The sequence below is a fragment of the Coprococcus sp. AF99-45 genome (assembly GCF_027663865.1).
Classification (GTDB): Bacteria; Bacillota; Clostridia; order Lachnospirales; family Lachnospiraceae; genus Allocoprococcus; species Allocoprococcus comes.
This window is the reverse complement of sequence record NZ_JAQDGZ010000002.1, coordinates 147,456-173,126: the sequence shown is the minus strand read 5'-3', so window position 1 is coordinate 173,126 and position 25,671 is coordinate 147,456. Positions and strand designations below refer to the sequence as shown.

Below are 25,671 nucleotides of genomic sequence, written 5' to 3'. Positions count from 1 at the left end.
ACGCAGATATCTGTAAGGTGTAAGATAAGACAAACCCAACCTTAATACTTTTAAAGATTTACCTTAACAAAATGTAAGGAGGAATCTGTAAGAGTGTAAGGTTGGGTTTTTATAATGGAATCATCAAATAAATGGTACGAAAAAGTACCCGTACAAAAGGAAGGAGAAAATGCCATGAGTGAAGCAATGCTTGCCTTATTGGGATTTGCAACCATCATTATTGTGATTGCGTTGCTCTTAAGAAATGTAACGGTACCGGCTCTTGCATTTGTCAGTGTATCAACTGTAACAGGTGCGATCCTTGTAGCAACCGGAACATTTACGATTGAAGAAATGGGGGAATTTGTAACAGCCGGTGTAGCCGGAGTACATGGTACTGCATCGCTGTTTATCTTCTCTGTACTTTTCTTTGGAATTATGACAGATGTAGGAATGTTCGACAAGATCATCAATGCATTGATGAAGAAAGTCGGAAGTAATGTAGTCGGTGTTGCCATGATGACCTGTATCATTGCTATGATCGGACATCTGGATGGAGGCGGTGCCTCTACATTCCTGATCACAATTCCGGCAATGCTCCCGGTTTACAAACGTCTGAATATGAGACCGACAACTCTGATGCTCGTCTGTGTATCTGCAATGGGTGTAATGAACCTTCTGCCATGGGGCGGACCGACAATGCGTGCGGCTACTGTCCTTGGAATTGAACCAAATGCACTGTGGAAACAGATCATTCCAATGCAGGTTGTAGGTATTTTTATTGCACTTGGAACAGCATTTATCTGGGGAAATATCGAAAAGAAGAGAGGTGCGGGCACTTCTTCAGCAGAAAAGATCGAGTATGGCGGAATTGAAGATGAAGCCGTAACAGATGATGAAAAGAATGAGCTTGCAAGACCGAAACTCTTTGTATTCAATGTAATCGTAACACTGGTAGTGATCGTAAACCTGGTTCTTGCAAAGGTACCGTCTTACTATATCTTTATGGTAGGATGTGCAGTAGCACTTTTTGTAAACTACCCGGGTGCAAAAATGCAGGGTAAGATTATTAAATCCCATGCAGGTCCGGCACTTACCATGGCATCTACGATTCTTTGTGCAGGTGTATTCTTTGGAGTGATGCAGCAAACAGAGATCATGACTCATATGGCTAACGTACTTGCAAACGTAGTTCCACAGTCTATGGGAAGATTTTTACCGCTTATCGTAGGTCTGGTAGCTGTACCGCTTACACTGATGTTTGATACCGATTCCTTCTTCTTCGGAATGCTTCCGGTACTGATCGGAATCGGAAACGAATTCGGTGTAAATCCGGCACATATTGCCATTGCAATGGTTGTTTGCCGTAACTGTGCAACTTTCATCAGCCCGGTTGTTCCTGCTACTTTCCTTGGAACCGGACTTGCCGGTGTGGAGATCAAAGATCACATCAAGAACAGTTTCTTCTGGATCTGGGGTGTAAGTATTATCTGTCTGATCTCAGGTATAATTCTTGGAGTTATCAAATTCTAGTTAGATAAATAAAAAGATCCTGTATTTCATGTGATTTGTACATGGAGTACGGGATTTTTTTGGATATGCATATAAAATGGTCTGATGATTGAAATGCAACGAAAGTGCTCGAAAATGTTATGCAGGGTATAAGATTTCAGGAAAATGTGATAGAGTTATTTTACTTCGATTTATTTCTAAAATCGAAAAAGTATCTAATTAACCATAATCAGAAGGTATCTCATTTTCGGTGCTCAATTTTCGAGTAAACTCCCGACAATGAACAAAGCAAAAGAAAATATAGAAGTATGGGAGTTTGCCTTTACAAAGGATGACAGTATGTTAAAATATTTATAGTAGAAAAGTCAGAATGAAACTGGGATCATCCAGTGGATGCGATTTATGAGCGGAAAGAACAGAAAGGATTTTGCAAAGATGGCAGAGCAAAATGAATATATTAAAGAAGCTTATGAATGTCTGGAGAAGATGAGTGCAGATGAAAGAAAAAGAAGAGAATACGAAGAAAGACAAAAAATTTTGTGGGATCATAATTCGTTTATGAAAAGTGCAAAAATAATTGGGATACGAGAAGGTCGTGAAGAAGGACGTAAAGAAGGGTACAGGGAAGCATTAGTTTCAATTGTTATAAAAAAATTGCAAAAAGGGATGTCAGCAGAGGAAATTGCAGATTTTCTGGAAGAGGATGTCTTGACGATACAGAGAATCTATGATATTGCCAATACCTATGCACCGGAATATGATATAGAAAAAATAGTACAAAAGTTGGAAAACACATCAGGAATGAAACAAAAGTAAGAAAAGAGTAAGTCAAATCAGATAGATGAGTGATTTGACTTACTCTTTTTTCGCATGTAATTAGTTGTTGTTCACTTATAAAGCAAAACACCATATGAGGATGCCCTAAGGCATATGCCTTAGTATGAGGAATGTTTTACTTCAAAATCTTTCGCAGGATACAGGTAATGATTCCAACGACACAGAATGGAAAGTATGTCGGATAAAGGGAACCAAATACCAGGATACCGCCTCTGATACCGGTCAGTAACTGAACATCAGCAGGAATTGCAGCTGCGGCTAGACTGAAGAGGTAGGACAGAACATATACCAGGACAAAATAAGTAAGTCCGCGTCCGGTTCCGTGTCGGATGCCACTTAATGTGAAAAAGAACGTAGACAGCATCCAGATCAGCATAACCGCTCCGACAGCCAGATAAGCAATCAGAGTAAGATCTGGATTGGATGTCAGTGTATTGATATCTCCATAATCAGACAGCTGATTCCAGAATGAAAAAAAGGTAATCGCCAGGATGATGGCGGACATCAGAACCGGTGCCGGGCGAAGGATGAAAGTGGTCAGTTTCTCAGCGACAGTACTTCCGGTGCGGGCAATATTCCGAATTGGAGCTGCCAGTTCTTCGGAAGAGGAATCGGGACGTCTGCGGGAATTTCTCCGTTCTGTCCGTCTGGCTGGTCTTTGGCGGTCATAATAAGAATCCTCTTCTTCATAATCATCGTCATAATCAGGAGCAAGCCTGTCTGTTTCATCGTAGTAGTCGTCAGTTTCATAATCGTTAAGGTAGTCTGTGTCGTCATACCGGTCGTCATAATCATCCTGCCCCACAGGGATCGACGGGAGATCGCCTGTATAAGTTACTTCAAAGTTGTCATCAAAATAGTCGTCTATATTTTTTTTATTATTCATAAAACAAATACACCCTCCTTGTGCATAAGTGTATGGTAACTGTTTTGACAGTCTGTGTCAAATAAATAGTGAGATAATTGTGAAATCTGAGAAATTGAAAATGGGTTAATGTAGCAAAGATGGAAAGAGAAAGAGTGGTAGGGGACATCATTCTATGGTAGAATAAATCTGTATGAAAAAATAAATGAGGACAGAAAAATATGGCGATCAATATAGCAACAAAAGCAATCCTGAAAATCCTGTCTTTTGGAGGGATTGATGTAGAAGTATCAAGGCAGCTTGCGGATCTGAAAAGACTGGATCCGATGAAAATTTTTTATAAAAAAATGGATCTGCAGGTATATAACGGCGATTATGAAGTTCCGATCCGGGTATTTTTCCCGGATGAAGCATCGTGTATGAAAAAAGATCAGATCAAGGGACGAAAGATCATGCTTTTCCTTCACGGAGGAGGATGGGCGACTGAGCATGTGGAAAATTATGAGAGAGTATGTTCCCGGATGGCACAGGCGACGGGGCAGACTGTAGCAGCAGTAGAATACCGCCTGGCGCCTGAGCACAAGTTCCCGACCGGGCTTATGGACTGCTATGCCGTGGCAAGAGCATTGTATATGCATCCGGATACAAAGCCGGAGGATATTACTCTGATTGGAGACAGTGCAGGTGGCAATCTGGCAGCTGCATTGTCCATTATGGCACGGGACCGTGGCGAATTTATGCCAAAGAGACAGATTCTGATCTATCCGGCAGTCAACAATGATTATTCAGAGAAGAGTCTGTTCTCTTCTGTAAGGGAGAACGGGCAGGATTATCTTCTGACGGCAGGCAAATTAAAAGATTATATCAATCTTTATGCAGGTTCGGAAGAGGACAAGTTAAATCCATATTTTGCACCGATTCTGGAGAAAGATCTGTCAGGACAGCCGGATACACTGATCCTGACATCAGAATTTGATCCGCTCCGGGATGAGGGAGAAGCGTATGGAAGACGTCTTGCAGAGGCAGGTAACCGGGTGGAAGTACACCGGATCAAGGATGCACTTCACGGATATTTTGCACTGGGAATCCGGAGTCTGCATGTACAGGAAAGTTTTGAATATATCAATCATTTTCTGGAGGGGGAATAGAAAATGCCGCAAGCAAATGTAAAGCACTGGAGAAGGCTGGACAATGCAGCGAAGCTTTTTCCGGCGGCGAGCAGTAAAAGGGATACCCGTGTATTCCGGTTCTACTGTGAATTGAAAGAGGATATACAGCAGGAGATCCTGCAGAAGGCGGTAGACAGGACACTGGAAAAATATCCGATCTTTCTGTCCGTGCTGCGAAAGGGACTGTTCTGGCATTATCTGGAACAGAGTAATAAAAGACCGGTTGTAAGAGAAGAGTATAAGGAGCCGTGCAGCAGCCTTTATATCCGTGATAAGAGAGATCTGCTTTTTGAAGTGACTTATTACAAAAAGAGAATCAATTTTGAGGTCTTTCATGTGCTGACGGACGGAACCGGTGCCAGTGAATTTGTACGGGAGCTGGTGAAAAATTATCTGTATCTGGCACATCATGAGGATGGACTGGAGGATGTGGTTCTGTCAGAGTATTCGGAGAGCCTTTCCGATCAGGAAGCGGATGGATTTGAAAGATATTATTCCCGCCAGGCAGACCGCAAAAAGGAGAAAAAACCGGCAGCGCATCAGCTTCGCGGAAACCGGCGTGAGCTTGGAAGTCTGCAGACGACAGAGGCAGAAATTCCGGTCGAAGAACTGAAACGTCAGGCAAAGACTTATGGTGTGTCGATGACGGTATTTCTGACTGCGGTATATCTGTGTGCGATTCATCGGACAATGACAAGACGGCAGGAAAGCAAGCCGGTTGTACTGATGGTTCCGGTTAATCTGCGCAATTTCTTTCCGACCAATACAATGCTCAATTTTTTCAACTGGATCGAACCGGGATATCATTTTCAAGGTGGAAAAGAAGAGTTCGCAGATGTTGTGCAAAAAGTAAATGCATGCTTTAAAGAAGAACTGACAGCGGAAAGGATGGAGAAGCGGATGAATGATTACTTCGCCCTGCAGGTACACCCAATCCTGAAATTTGCGCCGCTGGAACTGAAAAATGTCTGTATCAATATCGGGGCGAGGACGGCCGAAAGTGATGTGACCGCTATTTTTTCCAACATGGGAATCATCCGGATGCCGGAGAGCTACGAGCCGTATATCGCGCATTTTGGCGTTTACACAAGTACGCCGAAAGTAGAGCTTTGTATGTGTTCTTTCCGGGATAAGATTTATCTGGGATTTACGTCCAGATATGACTGTGATGCAATCAAAGAGAATTTTTTCCAGATTCTGAAAGAGCAGGAAGTAAAGCCTGAGATCCTTGAAGTGGAGTATCCGGAAAGTGTGATGACAGAAGCGAAAGGAATGCAGATTTTCAAAATATTTACATTTCTTTGCATGATCGCGATTGTGGCGGCACTGGGAGTGGATTATAGCATTGATACGAATTTCCATCTGTCACTGTTTGTGTGCGGCGGTGCGTTCAGTATGTGGTTGGCGCTCGCAGTCGGTTTCTTCAAGCGGTACAATCTGCTGAAGAATGCCATGTGGCAGCTGATCATTGTGACAGTCGGCTGTATTATCTGGGACTGGCTGACCGGCTGGCATGGTTGGTCGATTGACTTTGTGCTTCCGGGAGTCAGTGGCTTGATTATGATTTCGATGCTGATCATATCGAGGGTGTATTACCGTCAGGCGAAGGACTATCTGGTGTACTTTGTGATGGCGGCGCTTTACGGAATGATCTTACCATTTATCTTTTTGCTGACTGGTAAGGTACGAATTGTATTTCCGTCTGTGATTTCAATTGGGATGGGCGTGCTGATGCTGATCGGACTGGTGCTTTTCAAGGGAAAAGAAATGCGTCAGGAAATGGAAAAGAATTTACATGTATAAATCGGTGGTGCCGCAAAATTATCTGGATTGATGATTTTGCGGCACCATATTTTTTGCATTTAAATATCTGACGAGTGCGGTGATCTGGATCAGAAGTTCTTCCTGATGCTTTGCATCGAGTTCTTTAAATAAAGAAAGAACTTGGAATTCAAAACGAAGCAAAGAAACAGAAGGATCCGGTTCACCAATTTCCAAAGCTTCATCTGCAGAGATGCCATACAGATTGGCAAGGGTTGCGAAAGTGGAGAGATCCGGCTCGGCAACGTTATTCTCATAACCGGACAGAGATTTTCTGTGGATACCGGTCAATTCCATCACTTGTTTCTGGGTATATTCTTTATTCTCACGGGCGTTTTTCAGAATTTTACCAATATCTTTCATGAAAATGTTCCCCCTTCAAACATAGTATAAGTTCATTATAAATGGTCAGAGCAGGAAAAAGCAATGACAATTTATTTTGATTTTTTATCGAGATAGTCTGCGAGAGATTGAAACTGAATCAAAAGCTCTTCCTGGTGGCTGGTGTCAAATTTTTGGAAAAGAGTAAGCATTTTTCATTCGCAGCGCGAAAGGGAAAAATGCGAGGGGGGGGTAGAAGTCTTAATTCCTAATACTTCATCCGCAGAAAGTTGATATAAGCGGAGTAATCTGGCAAATGTGTCAAGATCTGGTTCAGCTACACTGTTCTCATAGCCGGACAGAGTCTTGCGGTTGATACCGGTCAGTTCCATTACTTTCTTCTGAGTATAAAAATTATCTTCACGTGCTGTCCGGAGAATTTCTCCTATATGTTCCATGGGCGATCGTCCTTTCGAAGATTTCATATATAATATAAGTGAAGTGGTATGTACTATTGCTATTATATAAGAAATAGACGTTAAAAAGAGTAGAATTCTTAGAAAAAGTACTAATAAATCAAAAAGTCTTAAAATTAAAGATACACATGTGCTATCATATTCAAACTTTAATCTCTAAACTTTAATTTTTCCGCCTATGATCTCTAACGAAATAGGAATTGTGAGACTTGCGGCGCCATATTTTTTGTATGCAAAAATCTGACAAGTGCGGTGATTTGAATCAGGAGTTCTTCCTGATGTTTGGGGTCAAGTTCTTTAAATAAAGAAAGAACCTGGAATTCACATTGAGGCAGAGAGTCGGAAGAAGCTTTTCCACCAATATCTAATACTTCATCGGCAGAAATACCATAGAGATTGGCAAGAGTCGCAAAGGTTGATAGATTTGGCTCGGCAACGTTGTTCTCTTAACCAGAAAGCGATTTCCTGTGGATGCCGGTTAATTCCATTACTTGTTTTGTGTATATTTTTATTCTCACGGGCATATTTCAGAATCTTGCCAATGTCTTTCATGAAAACGGTTTCCTTTCAAATTTACTACTTTCTTATTATAAAGCACAAAGATAAGAAGATGCAATTTTGAAAACTATGGTTTTTTATCGAATTATTTATAAAGAATTTACCTATTAAAATACTGAAAAATAGGGGAAATAACATTAAAAACCCACTATTATAGTGAAAGTGTTAATAAAACATTTAATTGTTTTGAAAAAGAAAAGAAAAAATAAAATGTTTTGAAAAAAGTATGTTAAAAAGACCAGGAAGTCCTAGAAAAAGAGATAATACTGTTGACTTCTTAAAAATTAAGACTTATAATAACCAAGATAGGATACGTATGCACAAAAGCATATAATTTTTTAAGATGAGAAAGAGAGGAAATTAGAGATGAAAAAGAGAAGAGTACTTCATCAGGCATGTGCGTTCTCTGTCGCAGTAATGCTCGTTGGAGTAAATGCTGTACCGGTTGTTGCGGCTGATAACAATAGTTCTGCTACAACTGTTGCTACAGATGAAAAAGCATTTAACATTACAGTAACTTTCAATTACTGGGATTATGCAGTGGGTGCAGACGGACAACACTTTTTAACTAAAGAGATGACGAGCGGTGATACTATCACGCCACCAACACTTACTGTTGAAGAGGGATATGAGCTCAAGGGATGGACAATTAATGATAAGTTTTTTGATGCTACTGCCCAAATGAGTTATGAGGATATTGTAAGAGCTGCTGGTACTTCAGAGTTTGTAGCTATTCAAGCAGTTATTAAACCAGTAGAGATAAAGAAAACTGCTCATGTTGCTTTCAATGTTGATCCTGAAAAAGGAAAATTTACAGACCCGGCTGGAGCTAAAGTAGTAACTTATGATTTAGATGAAACTGACGGAGACGCGCATCCTATTCCGAAAGTGGAAGCAAAAGAAGGATATGAATTTACTGGATGGCATGTTAGTGGAGCTAATGAAGCAGATTGGTTACCAGAGTCAGAAACATTTTATGTTTCAGGATTAGCATTCTATGAAAAAGACAAGAATGATGGATATGTGACATTCGAGGCGACATTCAAAGAAAAAGAAGCTGCAGTAGAGAAAAAAGATGCTGAATTACGTGTACATTACGTTGATGTAAATTCAGACAATTATATTAAAGATAATATCCAGACCATTAAAAAGAATGGTAAAGTTGGAGAAAGCGCTGAGTTTACTGCAAAAGATCTTACAATTCCAAAAGGATACGAACTTGCAGATGATAAGTGGAGTACTTCTGTAGAATATGGTAAGGATGCAGATGTTAATGTTAATGTAAAAGCTAAAGAAGAACCAGCTGAAGAAAAAACAGTAGAAGTATATTTCAATATTATTGATTCAGAAAAAGGATCATTCCCGGATTATGCACCATCAACAGTTGTTTCTTTCAAAGGTATTGCTGCAGACACAGACCAGCAGTTTGAAATTCCGGCAGTAAAAGCAAATGATGGATACAAGTTTACTGGATGGAAAGTTGAAGGCGCTGAAACACAGAATTGGGATGCAGATGCTAAAACATTTGGTGTGACAGGACTTGCACATTTCCCAGAAGGATCTAATGTTGGTTATGTAACAATTACACCTGAATTTGAAAAAGTTGAAGAAACACCGGCTGTAGCAGTAGCAAATGCAACAGTTGTAATCGATTCAAACGAAGGATCATTCGAAGGATATGAAGGAGCAACAGAACTTCATAACGAAAACCTTCAGGATAGCAAATACAACCTTGGATTCCTTCCGACAGTAGTAGCAAAAGATGGATACACATTCAAAGGCTGGAAAGTAACAAACAAAGCTGGCGAAGAAATCTACAACCTTGATGCAAATGCAACATCAATTTCATTCCCATACGGAGTAGCTGATGACTACACAGTAACAGCTGTTCTTGAAAAGAATGAAACTCCAGTTGATCCGGATCAGCCATCAGTTGATCCTTCAAAACCAAGTACTCCAGAAGAAAAACCGGGTACTTCAATTGAAGAGAACAAGAAAGATGACAAAACATCTACAACAGTAGCAAAAGATGACAAAAAGACAAACAAGAAGGAATCTGCTAAGAAAGCAAATGAGCAGAAATCTGATACAGTTCAGACTGGTGATCATAGCAACGTATTCGTATACGTAGCAACACTTCTTATTGCAGGTGCTGCAGCAGTTGTAGCATTCTTCAGAAGAAGAAACGCATAATCTGGTCTTAGCAATAAGCACAGATGATGTGAATTTAATCAGGTGGCTGTGAGTTCTCTCACAGCTACCTGAAGTTTATAAAGGATATTTCTATATGAATAAGCATACGAATCCAACTATCGTAAAAAGACCAAAGAAAACTCATCGTGACCGCGGGACAGAGATAGGTTCTGTTCTTGTCATACTTCTTGCATGTGTGGTGATTGGTGGAGGTATTTATTTTGTACGACAAAATTTGAGTGGGGGAAAGAATACCACACAAAAAGTTGGCGATACAATTACCATCACACCACAGAAGTTAGACAAGACGCAGTTAAAAGCATTAATTGACAACACAGAATCTATTAATACAGAGACCTATACCGATGAATCCGTAAATGAGCTGAAAGCAGCTGTAGAGAAGGGAAATACACTTTTACGTGGGGTTCCCGGACAGGATGCAATCGAAGAAACGTATATGGAAATTGTTAACGCGATCCAGGGGTTGACCAAAAAAGACACGCAGTAATGCGTGTCTTTTTTGGTTCTATATTGAAGTAATGGAAGAACAATTAACCAACTGTTCTATATTTTTTATCTACTACGTTAAGAAGTTCATATCCGTCTTCTGTTACGAGAACGAGGTCTTCGATACGTACACCGTATTTGCCTTCGATGTAGATTCCCGGTTCGATCGAGAAGATCATACCCGGTTCAGCTACGTTCTTGTTGATCGGGCTTACATCACCGTATTCATGGTCTTCCTGGCCGATGAAATGTCCAAGACGAATCTTCCAGTATTCTCCGTATCCTGCTTCGCCGATGAGATCTCTTGCCTGCGCATCGATATCACAGAAACGTACGCCTGGTTTGATGATGGCTTCTGCTTTCTCAACCGCTGTACGAACAAGGTCATGGATTGCGGCCTGTTCTTCGTCTACGCTCTTGCAGTAGAAGGTTCTTGTCATATCTGAGCAATAACCGTTCCAGATGCATCCCATATCGATCAGAACGCATTCTCCGGCTTTCAAAGTTCTTGTCTCGCTTGGTGAGTGATGTTGGTCAGCAGCGTTAGCACCGAAGCATACGATCGTATCAAAGCTGAGTCCTGTTGCGCCTTCTTTGTAGTATTCTGCTTCAATGAAATCAGCAATCTGTTTTTCTGTCATGCCTTCTTTAATGTAGGCAGCAGCTCTTTCCATAACCATGTCATTGATTACAGATGCCTGTCTCATGATCTTGATTTCTTCTTCATTCTTAACAGCACGAACACCGTCTACACAGTCAGATCCCCATATCGTTTTCAGTTCCGGGCAGCGTTCCTGAAGCGGGATCAGGAAACGAGCAGGAAATGCTTTGTCGATACCGATTACGCCCTTGGTATCGATATGTTCTGTCAGAACCCCGATCTGATCATCCATATCACTGAACCATACTTCTTCAAATCCTGTATCAGATACATAATACAGATAGTTCAAGAACATGGTGTGCTTTCCGTTTGTACGAAGCAGCAGAGCGTACAATCTTTCCCCTGGATGTACCATGATGCCCGTTAAAAAGCGGATGCTGAGTGGATCAGATACAAGTAACTGATCGATTCCTTTTTTTCTCATTTTTTCCAATACGCGTTCCATTCTTTCGTTCATTGCTATAATGCTCCTCTCTTAAATACACTACACCAATCATAGCACATTACAGGTAAAATATGAAGAGAAAGCTGCCATCTATTTTTTAAAATATGTCTTACGAACAGTGCAGGATTTTTTTTGCATTTTCCACACGTTCTCTCGAAGGTGGATTGATCCCTTCGAGAGGATAATCAAGTCCCAGCTCTTTCCATTTGTAGGCACCAAGTGTGTGATAAGGCAGGATTTCTACTCTTTCTACATTATCAAGTGTCTGGATAAAATCATTTAACCGGTTTAAGTATTCATCATAGTCGCTGCGCTCCGGTACGAGCACATGGCGGATCCAGACAGGTTTTTTGATATCGGAGAGAAAGCAGATCATATCCAGAATGTTTTTATTTGTTTTTCCGGTCAGCTCTTTGTGAGATTTTTCATCGATATGCTTGATATCAACAAGAAGAAGATCGGTATACTGCATCAGCTCCTGGAATTTGGAGAAAAATGGTTCTTCTCTGGTAAAAGGACCGCCTGCAGTATCAATCGTTGTGTGAATACCTTTTGCCTTTGCTTTTTTGAAAAGATCCAGCAGAAAATCAATCTGAAGGAGAGGTTCTCCGCCGCTTACGGTGATTCCACCGCCATTTTTCCAGTAAGTGCGGTAACGCAGAGCCTGCGCAAGAAGCTCATCGGCACTGCGCCAGGTGGCGCCGTTTTTATCTGTCATATTCCAGGTGTCAGGGTTATGGCAGAACTGACATCTCAGTGGACATCCCTGAACAAATATAATAAAACGTACCCCAGGCCCGTCAACAGAACCAAAGCTTTCTGTAGAGTGAATAAGTCCTTTGATTTGAGTCATATGAAAATCTCCTTTTTCATTGTGTGATTGGAAAACTGCGGATCAGGCAGAGTCTTTTAAATGCTTTAGTATGCAGGAAAAGCTGCCAGCAGCATCTCTGTATGTGCCGAAAGTCATGCACTTTAAAATGCATGACTTCCAGCATAACGATATGTTTGGCAAAAGAGTGTAAGTTCGGTAATTACATACGATCGTGGCAGGTTCTTGCGATTACATCGAGCTGCTGTTCGCGTGTAAGGTCGATAAACTTAACCGCATATCCTGATACACGGATCGTAAAGTTTGCGTATTCTTCTTTTTCCGGATGTTCCATAGCGTCAAGAAGTTTTTCTGTTCCGAATACGTTGACGTTCAGATGGTGAGCACCCTGAGAGAAGTATCCGTCCATAACATTTACCAGGTTGTTAATGCGCTCCTCCGGATTATGTCCGATTGCATCCGGGTTGATGGTCTGGGTGTTAGAGATTCCGTCAAGTGCCCATTCATAAGGCAGCTTGGCAACGGAGTTCAGGGAAGCAAGAAGTCCGTTCTGTTCTGCACCGTAGCTCGGGTTTGCTCCAGGTGAAAGCGGTGCGCCTGCTTTTCTTCCGTCCGGAAGAGCACCGGTAGCTTTTCCATATACAACGTTTGAGGTAATGGTAAGGATAGAAGTTGTCGGTTCGGATTCACGGTAGGTGTGATGCTTTTTCAGTTTCTTCATAAATGTCTGAAGAAGCCATACTGCGATATCATCTGCGCGGTCATCATCATTTCCGTATTTCGGGAAATCACCGGTTGTCTCGAAATCTACAACGAGTCCGTTTTCGTCACGGATTGTTTTCACTTTTGCGTATTTGATCGCACTTAAGGAGTCAACTACATGAGAGAATCCTGCGATACCTGTTGCAAATGTACGACGTACATCGGTATCGATCAGTGCCATCTGAGATGCTTCATAGTAGTATTTGTCATGCATGTACTGGATCAGGTTCAGTACGTTTACATACAGTCCAGCGAGCCAGTCCATCATCTTGTCGTATTTAGCCATTACTTCATCATAATCAAGGTATTCAGAAGTGATCGGTGTGTAAGCCGGTCCTACCTGATCTTTTGACTTGCAGTCGACACCACCGTTGATCGCGTAAAGAAGGCATTTTGCAAGGTTTGCTCTTGCTCCGAAAAACTGCATTTCTTTACCTGTCTGTGTTGCAGATACGCAGCAGCAGATAGAATAGTCATCGCCCCATACCGGACGCATTGCATCATCATTTTCATACTGGATAGAACTTGTTTCAATAGAAATATGTGAAGCGTAGTCCTTGAAGTTCTTCGGAAGACGTTCTGTGTAAAGTACAGTCAGGTTCGGTTCCGGAGAAGGTCCCATGTTTTCCAGGGTGTGCAGGAAACGGTAGTCTGTCTTTGTTACCATAGAACGTCCGTCCTGTCCCATTCCGCCGACTTCCAGTGTAGCCCAGACCGGGTCACCGGAGAAGAGCTGGTTGTAAGATGGGATACGTGCGAACTTAACCATACGGAATTTCATTGTCATATGGTCAACTAATTCCTGAGCTTCTTCTTCGGTAAGGATTCCTGCTTCCATATCTCTCTTGATGTAGATATCAAGGAAGGTAGATACACGTCCGACACTCATGGCAGCTCCGTTCTGAGTCTTGATTGCTGCAAGGTATCCGAAGTACAGCCACTGGAATGCTTCTTTTGCATTTTTTGCTGGCTCGGAAATGTCGAATCCGTAGACAGCAGCCATTTCTTTCATACCCTTGAGGGCACGGATCTGTTCTGCAAGTTCTTCCCGCTGACGGATGACATTGTCACGCATGGATCCGTATCCGCAGTTTGCGAGATCGTCCTGCTTCATAGCGATCAGGAGATCGATTCCGTAGAGGGCAACACGGCGGTAATCGCCGACGATACGTCCTCTTCCGTAAGTATCCGGAAGACCGGTAAGGATTTTTGCGTGACGTGCTTTTTTCATTTCCGGTGTGTAGGCATCAAATACTGCCTGGTTATGTGTTTTATGATAATCTGTAAAGATTTTATGGAATTTCGGGTTTGGTTCATATCCGTAAGTTTTGCATGCTTCCTCAGCCATTTTGATTCCACCGAACGGCATAAATGCACGTTTCAGAGGTTTGTCAGTCTGAAGACCCACAACCTGTTCTTTATCTTTCAGTTCTTCGCAGATATAACCTGGACCGTAAGCGGTAAGAGAAGATACCACTTCTGTTTCCATATCCAGAACGCCGCCTTTTGCACGTTCTTCTTTCTGGAGTTCCTGAAGCTTGCCCCAGAGCTGGTTTGTTGCTTCGGTCGGATCTGCAAGGAATGAAGAATCTCCCTCGTAAGGTGTGTAGTTGTTCTGGATAAAATCACGAACGTTGATTTCTTCTTTCCAGAGTCTTCCTTCAAATCCCTGCCATTGTTCTTTCTGCATCATTTGGTTATTCCTCCTTCTTGTGGGTGAGCCATAGTACCTATGACCTGGTTATTATACACTGTGTTGCTGCGGTTTATGCCCGGAAAGTTCTGGCAAATTCCAGACATATGAAAAGGTTCAGCCAGAAGAACCGATGGATGTTTACGCCTTTTATATAGCCCTGATTTATGATAATCTTATAAAAATGCGTAAAAAAAGCCGGCATCTGAGCTGAATCGCCCAGACGGTCGGCTAAATAATCAAATCCTCATATTTCCCTGTGGTTCATTCCACTTCCGTCAGTCATATGAGCAACTTTAATTTAACAAATTGCTATATAAATGTCAATGACAAAATTGTTTTTTTGAAAAAACATAATAATCGCAAAACTATTTTACAAGTGTTTCCGCATAATCCAGTGCACTTACAATGTTTTCATGGAAATTCTTTTTTCCGATCAGTTCATAGAATCCATCTTTTTTCATAACCTTCATCGGCTGTTCATTGACGTGGGAGAAAATCAGATGGATATTCTTTTTCTTTGCACGCTCAGCAAGTTCATGGAGACATTTCATTGCACTAGCATCGATAGCCGGTACACTTCGCATACGGATGACGACTGCTTTGGTACGATGGTCGCTGTTGATGCCAAGAAGCTGATCGGCTGCGGCAAAAAACATCGGTCCGCAGATTTCGAATACACTGATGGAATGCGGGATCTCACGTAGTTTTTCTGCTTCCCCCGGGGTAATGTCCGGTGAATCGGTATATTTCCAGGCTTTGATATCAGCTGTTTCTGCCATACGTTTCATGAAAAGCAAGGCGGCGAGGACAACACCGATTTCGATGGCAACAACCAGATCGAAGAATACGGTCAGAAAGAAGGTTGCAACCAGAACGATGATATCACTTTTAGGAGCATTCTTACACAAACGGAAGAAGGAACTCCAGTCGGCCATATTTGCGGCAACCACCAGAAGAACAGCAGCAAGTGTTGTCATTGGGATCAGGGCGGCAAGTGGCATCAGTACCAGAAGAATGATTGTAAGTGTAATACAATGTGCGATTCCGGCAATCGGAGTCCGTCCGCCATTGCGGACATTGGCAGCAGTTCTGGCGATTGCACCGGTCGCAGGAATTCCACCAAAGAAACCGGAGAAAATATTTCCCAGACCCTGTCCGATCAGTTCGGCATTGGATTTGTGGGTATCGCCGATCATTCCATCCGATACAACTGCGGACAGCAGGGATTCAATCGCTGCAAAAACAGCAATGGTAAATGCCGGTGAGATCATCTGCTGTATCAGGTTCATGGTAATAGATGGAACATGGAAAGAAGGAAAAGCAGAATTCAGTTTTCCATACACACTTCCAATGGTGTTGACCGGAAGTTTTGCAAAATAAGCGATTGCAGTGGTAACAACGATGGCAACCAGAGACCCCGGAATTTTATCAGTTACTTTTGTCCAAAGTAGCATGATCGCAACAGCTAAAAGACCGATCAGGGTGGCGGTTAGGTTGATCGTACTGATATTTTTTGCATAGACAATGACCTTGTCCAGAAATTCAGATGGAACGGAAGCAATATCCATACCGAAGAAATCTTTCAGCTGTCCGACAAACAGGGTGACAGCAATACCACAGGTAAATCCGGTTGTGATCGTGTAAGGAATGTATTTGATCAGAGAACCGAAACGGCAGATTCCCATGATGACAAGGATAATGCCGGCGAGGATGGTTGCGACGATCAGACCGTCGGTTCCATAACTGGCAACAATTCCGTAAATAATAACAACGAATGCAGCGGTCGGTCCGCCAATCTGTACACGGCTCCCTCCGAAGAAAGAGATAAAGAAACCGGCAATGATCGCGGTGTAAAGTCCCTGCTCTGGTCCGACACCGGAAGCAATTGCGAGTGCGATTGAGAGGGGAAGAGCAATAATGGCAACGATGATACCAGAAATGATATCCTTGATCAGCTGTTTTTTGGTGTAGCTCTTCATGACGTCAAAAAGTTTTGGTCTTAATTCGTTCATGTGAGATAAAATCCTTTCGATAAAATAAGTATAAAAAGTATTAAAAATATATAAACACAAGACAAAATCTTAACATTTATTAAGATGTGTTTCAATAAAGTTAACAGATGTTTCTATTATAGTACACAAGAAAAATGTTAAAAAAATATCAATCAACTATTGAAAAGTGAAAACAAGGGGATTATAATAGAACTATCAGATTTTTGTGAATATAAAAGGAGGATTTTTATCATGGCAAGAAAAGTTGTTTTAGCAGGAGCATGTCGTACAGCAATCGGTGTAATGGGCGGACAGTTTGCAAATACATCGGCTGTAGAACTTGGAACGATCGTAATCAAAGAAGCTCTCAAAAGAGCGGGCGTTTCTCCGGATCAGGTTGACGAAGTGTATATGGGAAATGTTATCCAGGCTGGCAACGGACAGAACCCGGCACGTCAGGCAGCTGTATATGCAGGAATCCCGAATGAAGTACCGGCAACAACTATCAACGTACTTTGTGGATCCGGTCTTCACTGTGTAAACCTTGCAGCGAAGCTGATCGCAGCTGGAGATGCAGATATCATCGTTGCAGGTGGTATGGAAAATATGACAATGGCTCCGTACATGTTGAGAAACGGACGTTATGGATATCGTATGGGAAATGCGACAATCGAAGATGCTATGATCAAGGATGGTCTGACCGATGCATTCCATAATTATCACATGGGAATCACAGCAGAAAATATCTGCGAACAGTGGGGACTTACAAGAGAAGAACTGGATGAATTTGCAGCATGGTCTCAGAACAAATGTGAAAAAGCAATGGCAGAAGGTAAATTTAAAGACGAGATTGTTCCGGTCGAAGTGAAGAAGAAAAAAGAAACGATTCTTGTAGATACAGATGAAGGTCCTCGTAAAGGAATCACAAAAGAAGGTCTTGCAAGACTTCGCCCGGCATTCAAGAAAGACGGTATGGTTACAGCAGGTAACGCATCCGGAATCAATGATGGTGCAGCTGCACTTATCGTTATGAGCGAAGAAAAAGCAAAAGAGCTTGGCGTAACACCTATGGCAACATGGATCGGCGGAGAACTCGCAGGATGTGATCCGGCAATCATGGGAATCGGACCGGTTTATTCAACACGTAAGGTTATGAAGAAGCTGGGAATGGAGATCGGAGATTTCGATCTGATCGAAGCAAATGAAGCATTTGCAGCACAGTCAGTAGCAGTTGGAAAGGATCTTGGATTTGATCTTAGCAAACTGAATGTCAATGGTGGAGCAATTGCTCTCGGACATCCGGTTGGATGCTCAGGTGCGAGAATCCTTGTAAGTCTGCTGTATGAGATGCAGAAAGAAGATGTACATACAGGTCTTGCAACACTTTGTGTTGGCGGTGGAATGGGCTGCTCTGCTGTAGTTAAGAGAGATTAGGGATAGAAAAAAAAGGGTGGATACTTTTTAAGTGTCTGCCTTTTTTGAATGATTTAGGTTGTGTTGACAAATTGGGCAAAAGATAATGCGTCTATTCTAGTTGTGCAAACCATTCCGATGAACCCCCTAAAGCGAGAATCGTGTTCAGCAGAGGCTTCCACGATTTTTGGGTTTCATCTCCATTGCACAAAAGACGAATAGACGCAATATCTTTTGCCCAATTTGTCCCTCGAAGCTATTGACATTATTAAATAAAAGCGTAGTAACTAAAAAAGTCTGGCGAGGTGTGCCAGACTTTTTTCTACGATGAGATATATGCGTTTTGCATGTTTTAGGGCTTTGAAAAAAATTAATATACCAGAGGTTTTTCTTCGCCGTTTAATACACGAAGAGCGCCTTGGGCGAGAGCGAGGAGTTCGTCTTCTCCCGGATAGACGGTGATTGGGGCGATGAATCCGACTTTTTCCTTGATCTCGGATGTTACATAATCGCTGTATGCGATACCGCCGGTGAGAAGGATCTGGTCTACTTTGCCGTTAAGTACGGCTGCCATGGCGCCGACTTCTTTGGCAACCTGGTAAGTGAATGCGTGGAATACACCGGCTGCTTCTTCGTCACCCTTTTCAAAGGCACGTTCTGCAACGTCGCGCATGTTGTTGGTTCCAAGGTATCCGTTGAGACCGCCTTTCCCGTTGATCTTTTTATATACTTCATCCTGTGTGTACTGACCGGAGAAACACATTTTTACGAGTGCGCCTGCCGGTACACCGCCGGAACGTTCCGGTGAGAAAGGTCCGTCTCCGTCAAGCGTGTTGTTGACATCGACAACTTTGCCATTTTTATGAGCACCGACAGATACACCGCCGCCCATATGTACAACGACCAGGTTCAGGGAGTCATAAGATACACTCTGTTCTTTGGCGTAGCGTTTGGCAACTGCTTTCTGGTTCAGTGCGTGGAAGATACTGATACGCGGAAGTTCCGGGATTCCGGAATATCTTGCAACAGGTTCCATCTCATCGACAACAACCGGGTCAACAATGTAAGAAGGAACTCCGATCTCATCACCGATTTCGCGGGCAAGGATGCCTCCAAGGTTCGATGCATGCTGTCCTTGCACACCTGCTTTTAAGTCAGCAAGAAGTGCGTCAGATACTGGATAGGTTCCACCTGGGATCGGTTTTAAAAGTCCGCCTCGTCCTACTACAACATTCAGAGATTTGATGTCGAAGCTGTTCTTTGCGAGAATATCTACGATCAGTTCTTTACGGAAATCTTTCTGGTCAACGATGGTTGCATATTTTGCAATCTCTTCGGTGGAATGACGGAGTGTTTCTTCGAATAACAAAGTTTCGTCTTCGTACACACCGATCTTGGTAGAAGTAGATCCCGGGTTGATTACTAAAATTTTATAGCTCATAAAAAGATCCTCCTTAGTCTGTGATCGATCCTGCGATTACGGTCGCAAGAGCGATAGAATTCAGTTTTGTCTGGAAATCATCAGAACGTGATGTAAGTACAACCGGAGCGCTTGTTCCGACAAGTACGTTACCGATCTTGACCTTTGCAGTGCGGACAAGAATCTTATATGTGATATTTCCTGCATCGATATTCGGGAAGAGGAGAATATCAGCATGTCCGGCTACTGGATTAGTCACACCTTTGTGAACAGCTGCTTCCGGATCGATCGCAAGATCCATGGAAAGTGGTCCGTAGATCTGGCATCCTTTGAAATCGCCACTCTCGTACATCTTGGTGAGATTATCGGCATCGACTGTTGGTTGCATCTTTGGATTCACTGTTTCAACTGCACACAGAGGAGCAACCTTCGGGCATTCGATGCCACATGCATGTGCGACTTCTACTGCATTGTTGATGATATTGACTTTATCTGCAAGGGTTGGATATGTATTGAAAGCTACGTCTGTGAAGAACAGAAGACGGTTAATGCCTTCAATCTCAAATACGCATACATGAGACAGCATCTTTCCGGTACGAAGTCCGACTTCTTTATTCAATACGCTCTTTAAGAATGTCTTTGTTTCAAGCAATCCTTTTAAAAGGATATCAGCTTTGCCGTTGTGTACAAGCTCAACAGCCTTTAATGCAGCTGCTTCGGTATCAGGCTCATTGATGATTTCGAAATCTGTCAGATCCATATCAATAGAAGCGGCAATCTCGCGGATCTTGGCTTCATCACCGACAAGGATGGCTGTTGCGATATTTTGCTCTTTTGCAGCTTTGACAGCCTGCAGTACCGGCTCATCCTGTGCGTTGGAAACAGAGACTTTCTTTAAGGTTTTTTGATTTGCTTTTGAGATTAATTCTTCAAAACTTTTGCTCATTTTCACACCTTCTCATTCATAATTTAATTATAGTATTCTGGTTGAATAATTTTTAACAATCTTAAGTGTAGCACCATATCTGGGAAAGGTCAATATAAAAGTGGTGTGTTGGAAATGACGAATAATGCAGATGTATTGTGAAAAAATGTTGGTGAAAATGTTAAAAGAAAATTAAATGATAAAAAATGATTGATAAATATTTGACAGAACGGGAAATGGGTAGTATATTAAAAAAAGAGGACAAAAAAGTCCCTTGCGAAAATCTTAAAAACGGAAAGTAAAACAGTATATATCTAATAAGAAGTGATACTTACCATTAAGATGTAAAAGGAGGAAAAAGTGATGGCAAAGAAAATCGTGTTAGCAGGTGCGTGTCGTACAGCAATCGGAAGTATGGGTGGAGCTCTTTCTACAACTCCGGCACCGGAATTAGGATCTATCGTTATCAAAGAAGCTTTAAATAGAGCAGGTGTTGCTCCGGAACAGGTTGATCATGTATATATGGGTTGTGTAATCCAGGCAGGTCTTGGACAGAACGTTGCACGTCAGGCTTCTTTAAAAGCAGGTCTTCCGGTCGAGACACCGGCAGTTACGGTTAACGTTGTTTGCGGATCCGGACTTAACTGTGTGAACATGGCTGCACAGATGATCCAGGCAGGAGATGCTGATATCGTTGTAGCAGGCGGTATGGAAAATATGTCTATGGCTCCATATGCACTGAAAAACGCACGTTATGGATACAGAATGGGTAATGCACCGATGATCGATACAATGGTAAATGACGCACTTTGGGATGCATTCAATGACTATCACATGGGAATCACTGCTGAGAATGTAGCAGAACAGTGGGGACTCACAAGAGAACAGCTTGATGAATTTGCAGCAGCAAGCCAGCAGAAAGCCTGCGCAGCAATCGAAGCAGGAAAATTCAAAGATGAGATTGTTCCTGTAGAAGTGAAGAAGAAAAAAGAAACCATCGTAGTTGATACAGATGAAGGACCGCGTCCGGGAACAACAGCAGAAGGAATCGCAAGACTTCGTCCGGCATTCAAAAAAGATGGTATTGTAACAGCAGCAAATGCTTCCAGCATCAATGACGGAGCAGCAGCAATCGTTGTTATGAGTGAAGAAAAAGCAAAAGAGCTCGGCGTTACACCGATGGCAACATGGGTAGCAGGAGCACTCGGCGGAGTAGATCCATCTATCATGGGTGTCGGACCGGTTGCAGCTACGAATAAAGTAATGGCTAAGACAGGGCTTTCTGTAGATGATATGGATCTGATCGAAGCAAACGAAGCTTTCGCAGCACAGTCACTTGCAGTAGCACATGATCTGAAATTCGACATGGATAAAGTAAATGTAAACGGTGGAGCAATTGCTCTCGGACATCCAGTAGGAGCTTCAGGATGCCGTATCCTTGTTACACTTCTTCATGAGATGCAGAAACGTGATGCAAAGAAAGGTCTTGCAACACTTTGTATCGGTGGCGGAATGGGATGCGCTACAATCGTAGAACGTGATTAATAAACCAGATCAAAAGGAGATGTTGATGATGGAATTTATTACATATGAAGTAGAAGGACAGGTTGGAATTATTACCATTAACCGTCCAAAGGCACTGAACGCACTGAATAGTGCAGTTCTTGATGAACTTGATGCAACGATCGACGGTGTTGATCTTGATGCAGTCAGATGCCTGATCCTTACAGGAGCAGGAGAAAAATCTTTTGTAGCCGGTGCAGATATCGCTGAGATGAGTACTCTTACAAAAGAAGAGGGAGAAGCTTTTGGAAAGAAAGGAAATGATATTTTCCGTAAGATCGAAACACTTCCGATTCCGGTAATCGCAGCAGTTAATGGATTCGCTCTTGGTGGCGGATGTGAAATCTCCATGAGCTGTGATATCCGTATCTGTTCAGACAATGCAGTATTCGGACAGCCGGAGGTTGGCCTTGGAATTACACCTGGATTTGGTGGAACACAGAGACTTGCAAGACTTGTCGGACCTGGTATGGCAAAGCAGATGATCTACACTGCAAGAAATATCAAAGCTGACGAAGCTTACAGAATCGGTCTTGTAAATGCCGTATATCCGCAGGAAGAACTGATGCCGGCAGCAAAGAAGATGGCAGCAGGCATTGCAAAGAATGCACCGATCGCAGTAAGACACTGCAAACAGGCAATCAATGAAGGTCTTGAAAAGGGAATGGATGAGGCAATCGTAGTAGAAGAAAAACTCTTCGGCGGATGCTTTGAATCCTACGACCAGAAAGAAGGAATGGCAGCATTCCTTGAAAAGAGAAAAGTAGAAGCTTTCCTTAATAAATAAGTTCGTTTAATAAAGGGGAGAATTAACTCTCCCCTGGAAAATTAAATTTATAAAATGGAGGTAATTTCAATGAAAGTAGGAATTATTGGCGCAGGAACAATGGGACAGGGCATTGCAAAGGCATTTGCTCAGGTAGATGGATATGAAGTAGCACTCTGTGACATCAAACAGGAATGGGCAGAAGGCGGAAAAGCTAAAATCGCTAAAGGCTATGACAGACTTGTTCAGAAAGGAAAATTAACTCAGGAAGCAGTTGATGCAATTCTTGCAAAAATTACTCCGGGACTCAAAGAAGATCTCTGCGCAGATTGTGATCTGATCGTAGAAGCAGCATTTGAGAACATGGAAGTTAAGAAAACTACATTCAGTGAACTTGATAAGATCGCAAAACCTGAATGCATTTTTGCATCAAATACCTCCAGCCTTTCTATCACAGAAATCGGCAACGGACTTACCCGTCCAATGATCGGTATGCATTTCTTCAACCCGGCAGACCGTATGAAATTAGTAGAAGTGATCGCAGGCGTAAATACACCGGCTGAAACTGTAGATGCAATCAAGAAGATCGCAGAAGAAATCGGAAAGACACCTGTACAGGTTAATGAAGCAGCAGGTTTCGTAGTAAACCGTATCCTTGTTCCGATGATCAATGAAGCAGCTTTCATCAAGATGGAAGGTGTATCTGATATCGCAGGAATCGATGCGGCAATGAAGCTTGGTGCAAACCATCCAATGGGACCTCTGGAGCTTGGTGATTTCATCGGACTTGATATCTGCCTTGCTATCATGGATGTACTTTATGCAGAAACAGGCGACAGCAAATATCGTGCATGTCCGCTGCTTCGTAAGATGGTTCGTGGTGGAAACCTTGGAGTTAAGAGCGGAAAAGGATTCTATGTATACAATGCAGACCGCACAAAAACTCCGGTTGATGCACAGTAATGGATGTTCTAAATAAAGACATGGAGGAAGAATAAATGGATTTCGGATTAGATAAGAAACACGAAATGGCGAGAACTCTGTTTAAAGAATTCGCAGAAAACGAAGTAAAACCACTTGCACAGGAAGTGGACGAGACAGAAGTTTTCCCAAGAGCAACAGTTGAAAAAATGGCGAAATATGGATTTCTTGGTATTCCGGTACCGAAGGAATACGAGGGACAGGGATGCGATCCACTGACATACGTAATGTGTGTAGAAGAACTTGCAAAGGTTTGTGCCACAACATCTGTAATCGTATCTGCGCATACCTCTCTTTGTATAGACCCGATCCTGACATACGGAACACCGGAGCAGAAAGCAAAATACGTTCCGGATCTTGCATCAGGAAGAAAGCTTGGAGCTTTCGGCCTTACAGAACCTGGGGCAGGTACAGATGCACAGGGACAGCAGACTAAGGCTGTTCTTGACGGAGATGAATGGGTATTAAACGGATCAAAATGCTTTATCACAAACGGTAAAGAAGCAGATGTTTACATCATTATCGCCGTAACAGGTATTGTTGAAAAACGTGGCAGAAAGATGAAAGAGATTTCTGCATTCATCGTAGAGAAAGACACTCCGGGATTCACATTCGGAACCAAAGAGAAGAAGATGGGTATCCGTGGATCTTCAACATACGAGCTTATTTTTGAAGACTGCCGTATTCCAAAAGAAAATCTCCTTGGAGCACAGGGCAAGGGCTTCGGCATCGCCATGCATACTCTGGATGGCGGACGTATCGGTATTGCCGCTCAGGCACTTGGAATCGCTGAAGGTGCACTTGACAGAACAATCGCATATGTAAAAGAAAGAAAACAGTTCGGACGCACGATTGGCCAGTTCCAGAATACACAGTTCCAGCTTGCAGATATGGCTACAAAGGTAGAGGCTGCAAAGATGATGGTATACAAAGCTGCCATGGCAAAAGCTACAAAGAAAGTTTACTCTGTCGAAGCTGCACAGGCTAAGCTTTATGCAGCAGAAGTAGCGATGGAAGTTACCACAAAGGCTGTTCAGTTACATGGTGGATACGGATACATCAGAGAATACGATGTAGAACGTATGATGCGTGACGCAAAGATTACAGAAATCTACGAAGGAACTTCAGAAGTTCAGCGTATGGTTATTTCTGGAAACTTATTGAAATAGGAGGTACGAATCGTGAAGATAGTTGTTTGTATAAAACAGGTACCGGATACAAAAGGCGGAGTTCAGTTTAATCCGGACGGTACACTTAACAGAGCTGCAATGCTTGCAATTATGAACCCGGATGACAAAGCAGGTCTTGAGGCCGCACTTAGATTAAAAGACCAGTATGGAGCAGAAGTAACTGTACTTACAATGGGACTTCCAAAAGCAGCCGATGTGCTTCGTGAAGCACTTGCAATGGGAGCTGATAAGGCAATTCTTGTAACAGACAGAGTACTTGGAGGAGCTGATACATGGGCTACATCAAGCACCATCGCAGCAGCACTCCGTAAACTCGATTATGACCTGATCATCACAGGACGTCAGGCAATCGATGGTGATACAGCACAGGTTGGACCGCAGATTTCCGAACATCTGGACATCCCGGTAATCTCTTATGCACAGGATATCAAAGTAGAAGGCGACAGCGTGATCGTACAGCGTCAGTTCGAAGACAGATATCATGTACTGAAAGCAAAAATGCCTTGCCTTATCACTGCACTTTCAGAATTAAATGAACCACGTTATATGACACCAGGCGGAATCTTCGATGCTTGTGATGCTGAGATCACAACATGGGGAAGAGCAGATCTTACTACCCTGGATGATGCAAATATCGGTCTGAAGGGATCACCTACAAAGATCGCAAAAGCATCTGACAAAGTAAGAAAAGGGGCAGGAGAAAAAGTTACTCTTGATCCGGAAGAAGCAGTATCTTACCTGATGGGAAAATTAACAGAGAAACATATCATTTAATAAGAAGGAAAAGT

At 42.5% G+C, this 25,671-nt stretch carries 20 protein-coding genes, 1 pseudogene and 1 riboswitch; of the genes and pseudogenes, 12 read left to right on the top strand and 9 right to left on the bottom strand.

The annotated features are described in order from the left end of the window. The first annotated feature begins 174 nt into the window (after positions 1-174). Both PGR14_RS02540 and PGR14_RS02535 read left to right on the top strand, forming a co-directional pair. Entirely contained in the window at positions 175-1,512 is a 1,338-nt protein-coding gene (locus PGR14_RS02540) for a CitMHS family transporter (protein WP_055246586.1), read from the top strand. 357 nt (positions 1,513-1,869) lie between these two features. Then, positions 1,870-2,307, top strand: a pseudogene (locus PGR14_RS02535) (PD-(D/E)XK nuclease family transposase); the annotation flags it as partial. Positions 2,308-2,443: 136 nt separating this feature from the next. Here the strand turns inward: PGR14_RS02535 and PGR14_RS02530 are convergent. Next, on the bottom strand, positions 2,444-3,214 hold the full coding sequence (locus tag PGR14_RS02530) for a hypothetical protein (RefSeq protein ID WP_055261291.1): 771 nt from the start codon (positions 3,212-3,214) through the stop codon (positions 2,444-2,446). Positions 3,215-3,414: 200 nt separating this feature from the next. Between PGR14_RS02530 and PGR14_RS02525 the strand changes: the two genes are divergently transcribed. Both PGR14_RS02525 and PGR14_RS02520 read left to right on the top strand, forming a co-directional pair. Next, positions 3,415-4,341 (top strand): alpha/beta hydrolase, encoded by a 927-nt coding sequence (locus tag PGR14_RS02525; RefSeq protein WP_055246446.1) that lies wholly within the window; start codon positions 3,415-3,417, stop codon positions 4,339-4,341. A gap of 3 nt (positions 4,342-4,344) precedes the next feature. Continuing rightward, positions 4,345-6,165 carry a DUF6320 domain-containing protein gene (locus tag PGR14_RS02520; RefSeq protein WP_055246448.1) on the top strand — a complete coding sequence of 607 codons (1,821 nt, stop codon included), beginning with the start codon at positions 4,345-4,347 and terminating at the stop codon, positions 6,163-6,165. 18 nt (positions 6,166-6,183) lie between these two features. Here PGR14_RS02520 and PGR14_RS02515 read toward each other — a convergent pair whose 3' ends face one another. Together PGR14_RS02515 and PGR14_RS02510 are read right to left on the bottom strand one after the other, a co-directional pair. Continuing rightward, positions 6,184-6,546: a helix-turn-helix domain-containing protein gene (locus tag PGR14_RS02515; RefSeq protein ID WP_022220639.1), complete on the bottom strand. Its 363-nt coding sequence runs from the start codon at positions 6,544-6,546 to the stop codon at positions 6,184-6,186. Positions 6,547-6,719: 173 nt separating this feature from the next. Next, entirely contained in the window at positions 6,720-6,962 is a 243-nt protein-coding gene (locus PGR14_RS02510) for a helix-turn-helix domain-containing protein (RefSeq protein WP_008371954.1), read from the bottom strand. A gap of 942 nt (positions 6,963-7,904) precedes the next feature. Here PGR14_RS02510 and PGR14_RS02505 point away from each other — a divergent pair. Then, entirely contained in the window at positions 7,905-9,731 is a 1,827-nt protein-coding gene (locus PGR14_RS02505; protein ID WP_270222911.1) for an InlB B-repeat-containing protein, read from the top strand. 94 nt (positions 9,732-9,825) lie between these two features. Further along, positions 9,826-10,239 (top strand): FIVAR domain-containing protein, encoded by a 414-nt coding sequence (locus PGR14_RS02500; RefSeq protein ID WP_055246452.1) that lies wholly within the window; start codon positions 9,826-9,828, stop codon positions 10,237-10,239. 43 nt (positions 10,240-10,282) lie between these two features. Here PGR14_RS02500 and PGR14_RS02495 read toward each other — a convergent pair whose 3' ends face one another. From PGR14_RS02495 to PGR14_RS02480, 4 genes are all read right to left on the bottom strand, one after another. After that, a complete protein-coding gene (locus PGR14_RS02495) occupies positions 10,283-11,356 on the bottom strand; it encodes a M24 family metallopeptidase (RefSeq protein ID WP_055246454.1) in 1,074 nt (357 codons plus the stop codon). 97 nt (positions 11,357-11,453) lie between these two features. Continuing rightward, complete coding sequence (pflA, locus tag PGR14_RS02490; protein ID WP_055246456.1) at positions 11,454-12,197, bottom strand: pyruvate formate-lyase-activating protein; 744 nt, start codon at positions 12,195-12,197, stop codon at positions 11,454-11,456. Between the two features lie 181 nt (positions 12,198-12,378). Beyond that, positions 12,379-14,631 (bottom strand): formate C-acetyltransferase, encoded by a 2,253-nt coding sequence (gene pflB, locus PGR14_RS02485; protein ID WP_055246458.1) that lies wholly within the window; start codon positions 14,629-14,631, stop codon positions 12,379-12,381. Between the two features lie 210 nt (positions 14,632-14,841). Continuing rightward, a riboswitch (ZMP/ZTP riboswitch) is annotated at positions 14,842-14,927 on the bottom strand. Between the two features lie 72 nt (positions 14,928-14,999). Further along, complete coding sequence (locus tag PGR14_RS02480) at positions 15,000-16,646, bottom strand: SulP family inorganic anion transporter (RefSeq protein WP_270222910.1); 1,647 nt, start codon at positions 16,644-16,646, stop codon at positions 15,000-15,002. Positions 16,647-16,877: 231 nt separating this feature from the next. Here PGR14_RS02480 and PGR14_RS02475 point away from each other — a divergent pair, with 231 nt between their 5' ends. Beyond that, positions 16,878-18,059 (top strand): acetyl-CoA C-acetyltransferase, encoded by a 1,182-nt coding sequence (locus tag PGR14_RS02475; RefSeq protein ID WP_055296819.1) that lies wholly within the window; start codon positions 16,878-16,880, stop codon positions 18,057-18,059. A 349-nt stretch (positions 18,060-18,408) separates the two neighbouring features. Here PGR14_RS02475 and buk read toward each other — a convergent pair whose 3' ends face one another. Together buk and ptb are read right to left on the bottom strand one after the other, a co-directional pair. Beyond that, entirely contained in the window at positions 18,409-19,479 is a 1,071-nt protein-coding gene (gene buk / locus PGR14_RS02470; RefSeq protein WP_173686724.1) for a butyrate kinase, read from the bottom strand. Positions 19,480-19,492: 13 nt separating this feature from the next. Further along, complete coding sequence (gene ptb / locus PGR14_RS02465; RefSeq protein ID WP_055261295.1) at positions 19,493-20,404, bottom strand: phosphate butyryltransferase; 912 nt, start codon at positions 20,402-20,404, stop codon at positions 19,493-19,495. Positions 20,405-20,746: 342 nt separating this feature from the next. Here ptb and PGR14_RS02460 point away from each other — a divergent pair, with 342 nt between their 5' ends. From PGR14_RS02460 to PGR14_RS02440, 5 genes are all read left to right on the top strand, one after another. Continuing rightward, positions 20,747-21,928, top strand: a complete 1,182-nt coding sequence (locus tag PGR14_RS02460; RefSeq protein ID WP_022220768.1) for an acetyl-CoA C-acetyltransferase — start codon at positions 20,747-20,749, stop codon at positions 21,926-21,928. A 28-nt stretch (positions 21,929-21,956) separates the two neighbouring features. Further along, positions 21,957-22,733: an enoyl-CoA hydratase-related protein gene (locus tag PGR14_RS02455; RefSeq protein ID WP_022220767.1), complete on the top strand. Its 777-nt coding sequence runs from the start codon at positions 21,957-21,959 to the stop codon at positions 22,731-22,733. A 69-nt stretch (positions 22,734-22,802) separates the two neighbouring features. Continuing rightward, entirely contained in the window at positions 22,803-23,675 is an 873-nt protein-coding gene (locus PGR14_RS02450) for a 3-hydroxyacyl-CoA dehydrogenase family protein (protein WP_022220766.1), read from the top strand. A gap of 35 nt (positions 23,676-23,710) precedes the next feature. Continuing rightward, positions 23,711-24,862 (top strand): acyl-CoA dehydrogenase, encoded by a 1,152-nt coding sequence (locus tag PGR14_RS02445; protein WP_055296816.1) that lies wholly within the window; start codon positions 23,711-23,713, stop codon positions 24,860-24,862. A gap of 12 nt (positions 24,863-24,874) precedes the next feature. Continuing rightward, a complete protein-coding gene (locus PGR14_RS02440; protein WP_055296814.1) occupies positions 24,875-25,657 on the top strand; it encodes an electron transfer flavoprotein subunit beta/FixA family protein in 783 nt (260 codons plus the stop codon). Positions 25,658-25,671 lie beyond the last annotated feature (14 nt).